General features: G+C 64.3%; 2 protein-coding genes and 1 pseudogene. 1 reads left to right on the top strand and 2 read right to left on the bottom strand.

Annotation, left to right across the window (positions count from 1 at the left end):
* Positions 1–77: 77 nt before the first annotated feature.
* Positions 78–1,058 carry a zinc-dependent alcohol dehydrogenase family protein gene (locus ACFWF3_RS28865; RefSeq protein ID WP_379316680.1) on the top strand — a complete coding sequence of 327 codons (981 nt, stop codon included), beginning with the start codon at positions 78–80 and terminating at the stop codon, positions 1,056–1,058.
* An 83-nt stretch (positions 1,059–1,141) separates the two neighbouring features.
* Here the strand turns inward: ACFWF3_RS28865 and ACFWF3_RS28860 are convergent, their stop codons facing one another.
* Together ACFWF3_RS28860 and ACFWF3_RS28855 are read right to left on the bottom strand one after the other, a co-directional pair.
* Complete coding sequence (locus tag ACFWF3_RS28860; RefSeq protein WP_379316678.1) at positions 1,142–1,936, bottom strand: SAM-dependent methyltransferase; 795 nt, start codon at positions 1,934–1,936, stop codon at positions 1,142–1,144.
* A gap of 606 nt (positions 1,937–2,542) precedes the next feature.
* Positions 2,543–2,878, bottom strand: a pseudogene (locus tag ACFWF3_RS28855) (YnfA family protein).
* Positions 2,879–3,489 lie beyond the last annotated feature (611 nt).

Below are 3,489 nucleotides of genomic sequence, written 5' to 3'. Positions count from 1 at the left end.
ACATTCCTAGAACGACTGTACTATCTATATTCATAGTACGACTGTACGAGAAATAGATGAGCGATCAGGAGCCCCCCATGTCACGAGTCGTCGTCTTCGATGAGACCGGCACCCCCGAAGTCCTGCAGATCGTCGACGAACCGGTCGGCGACCCCGGCCCCGGCGAGGTGCGGATCAAGGTCGAAGCCGTCGGTATCAATCGACTCGACCAGATGATCCGTGCGGGCATGTCACCGCGACCGATCCGCCTGCCACACGCCCGCCTCGGCATCGAAGCGACCGGCACGATCGACGCCCTCGGCTCGGGAGTCGCCGGATGGGCCACCGGTGATGCGGTCATCGTCACAGCCGTGCCCGACATGGACACCAACGGCACCTACGCCGAACACCTCGTCCTTCCCGCCGACCGGGTCGCCGCCAGGCCCGCCGGCTTGGACGCCATCAGCGCAGCAGCGTTGTGGGTGGCGTACTCCACCGCCTACGGCGCGCTCGTCGAAAAGGCCGGAATGCAACCCGGCGACCATGTCCTGATCACCGCAGCCTCCAGCGGTGTCGGCCTGGCCGCCATCCAGATCGCCAACCAGATCGGCGCCATCCCCCTCGCCGTCACCCGGAGCGCCGCAAAAGAACGCACACTGCTGGCTGCAGGTGCCGTCGCCGTCATCGTCACCGACCGCGACGACGTCGTCGAGGCCACACACCGACACACCAACGGCATCGGCGCCGACATCGTGTTGGACTCGGTCATGGGTCCTGGCCTGGCCGAACTCGCCGATGCGGCCAAGCGATTCAGCGGCAGGCTGATCACCGTCGGCTGGCTGGATCCCCGGCCGGCACCGTATCCGGCCAGCCCGATCACCATGATCCGGTACATGAGCTTCGAGCACACCCTCGACCCGGCGGCCGTGCACCGCATCACCGCATTCCTGACCGCCGGCATCCGCACCGGCGCCCTGCGCCCCGTCATCGACACCGTGTTCACCCTCGACGACATCGTCGCCGCCCACCGCTACCTGGAACAGGGCCACCACACCGGCAAAATCGTTGTCACCGTTTGACGCCGACGCTGCCCAGGCGTCCTCGCGCCTACTGTCGTCCCGATCTCGTTGGGAGCGAGGCAGAGACGGTGAACGCAGTGCGGTCACCGGTGGAGTCGGCCCACTGCAGCGTAAGCACTCAGATCCGACGCCGCGCGGTGTCGCGGCGTCGTGGAGAGTGCGCGTACCCCGCTACTGGGGACGGGTCGCCACCGGTGTGGGGCGATCAGGCCGGGTGTGACGAGTCGGTACCCGGTGAGCATGGCCGTGATCTCGTCGCGCCCGCGTGCGTGGTAGGCGATGCCCGCACTGCGGAAAGTGTGAGTGGCTGAGTGGATCTGGTGAGTGTGGACGTCGTCGGTGATGTGGGTGAACACCATCCATGTCCCGGAAGCAAGGCGGTCGGTCAATGCCGTGACCATCGTGGGAGCGTCACTGATCAGTTCCGCGGTCCCCGACACAAACACCGCGATCGGCCTGGCTGTGTCCATCACGGCAATGATGTCGCCGAGGACCGCCGAAGTGTCGGTCAGATCGGTATCGGTAAAGAAGCGGTTCGGTCCGGTCAGCAGGGCACGGCCGTAGGCGGCGACAACGGGGTCGTTGTCGATGTAGAGGATTCGGGTGAGGTCGTCGTTCCGGTCTCCCGCGATTTCGTGGATGTTCGGGGCGTGCGGGTAGCCGCAGCCTAGTTCGACGAACTGGGAAACCCCGTGCTGGTCGATCAGGTACTCGACCGCGCGCAGGATGAAGCGACGTGATTCGGTGATCGCGGGCGTGATCTTGTTCGTCGCCAGGCTGGTGGCCAGCGCGTGGTCAGGCGCGTAGTGGTCCTTCCCACCCAGGATCGCGTTGTGCAGGCGCGCGGGGGTGGGCCGGTACGGGTCGGCGGTGGTCATTGCGGGCTCCTGCCGCTTGGGCATCTCAAGTTGTGTTTGTTGTTGTGGTGCAACAGAATTGGATGAGCTAGCTAGCGAGGCCATTGGGGATAGGTCATCGCGGCGCCGCTTCCGCGTCGTAGGTCATCAGCACGAGTCGACTCCTGTCGAGTTGTTGCACCGTTGGAGTTCGTCGACGCCTTCGGCGTGAGAGCCCCTTCAACGACTTAGACGCCGCAAAGGTGAATTCGGTTCCCTTGCAATGGATATCGGTCCAGCTCGGCTCCTCCGACGTTGGGTCGCCACTCGACTTGGTGGCATTCAGGTGGTTCGGAAGCGCATGAGGCAAGGCCTAGGTGCGGCGACATCGCCAGGCCCGGAAGGTCAGGGCAGCAGGTTAGGCGAGCACCGCGAAAATTGTTGCGGGCGAGCCGCTCCTACTGCTGAATAGCCTCACGGATCCGATCGGCCAGCACCTGGTTGCCAGCGGCGATGAACTTGCGGCACGTACTCATTGCCTTGTCGATTTCAGACAGGGTGTATCCCGACGGTTTCCCCGGACCTGCCCAGCAAATCTGCCCAGCTACCGATTGCCACCAACGATGTTTCTTGCGACTGACCAGCCGATCAAGCGGCGCGCGGCGCGTACATGATGACTGCGACACCGACCAGGCAGATCACCGCGCCGACTACGTCCCACCGATCGGGACGGAAGCCGTCCAGCGCCATCCCCCACAACAGTGATCCGGCGACGAACACGCCACCATAGGCTGCGAGGATGCGTCCGAAGTTGGCGTCGGGCTGCAACGTTGCGACGAAACCGTAGATCCCCAGGGCGATGACTCCGGCGCCGATCCATGCCCAGCCACGATGCTAACGCACGCCCTGCCAGACCAGCCAAGCCCCGCCGATCTCGGCGATTGCAGCAAGAACGAACAGCAGGATCGAGCGCACCACGGTCATGGCCAGAGCCTAGATATCCGGTTCAGGATGCTGTGATCGTGGTGGCGTACCCGCAGACCGAGCCCGAATATGATGACCGTCCTAGTGATCGATTCAGTAGCCACAGCCGCTGTCTCCCGTACTCGATTTGCGGTTCAGGTCGTCGAAAAGGACTGGGCAGGTGGGGCTTTCGCTACATGCGAGCAGGTCATCAAAGCCTGCGGCAAGGGCGGCGCGCAATGTGTCACGTACCGCGGTCAGCTTGGCGAGCTTCGCGTCGATGTCAGCTGATTTCTAGGTGGCGCAGGCCTGTAGCCCAGCGACGCCGCTTTGCCGAACTGGGTTGCCGCGAGCGATCGGCGACTTCATCGAGGGTTAACCCGAGGCGCCGGGCGGCCTTGATCACGTGCAACACCGTGCCGGTCTGCTCGGAGTACAGCCGATGAACGCCCTAGGAGCGGGCCGGCGCGTAGACGACGTTCGAGCAGCCAGTCGAAGAAATCTCGCTCTGGTTGCCGGGGCTTTCCAGTCTGAACTCGTCGATGATGTTGAGGAATCGCACCGCTCTCGCTCAAGGGGTCGCGTGCGTCGGCCGCCGAGGATGCGGCAGTGGAGGGCAGCAGCTCGCCGGC

It is taken from the genome of Nocardia sp. NPDC060220, from assembly GCF_042727815.1.
In the GTDB taxonomy this organism is placed as follows: Bacteria; Actinomycetota; Actinomycetes; order Mycobacteriales; family Mycobacteriaceae; genus Nocardia.
The sequence above is the reverse complement of the archived record's forward strand: the minus strand, read 5'-3'. Positions and strand labels throughout refer to the sequence as shown.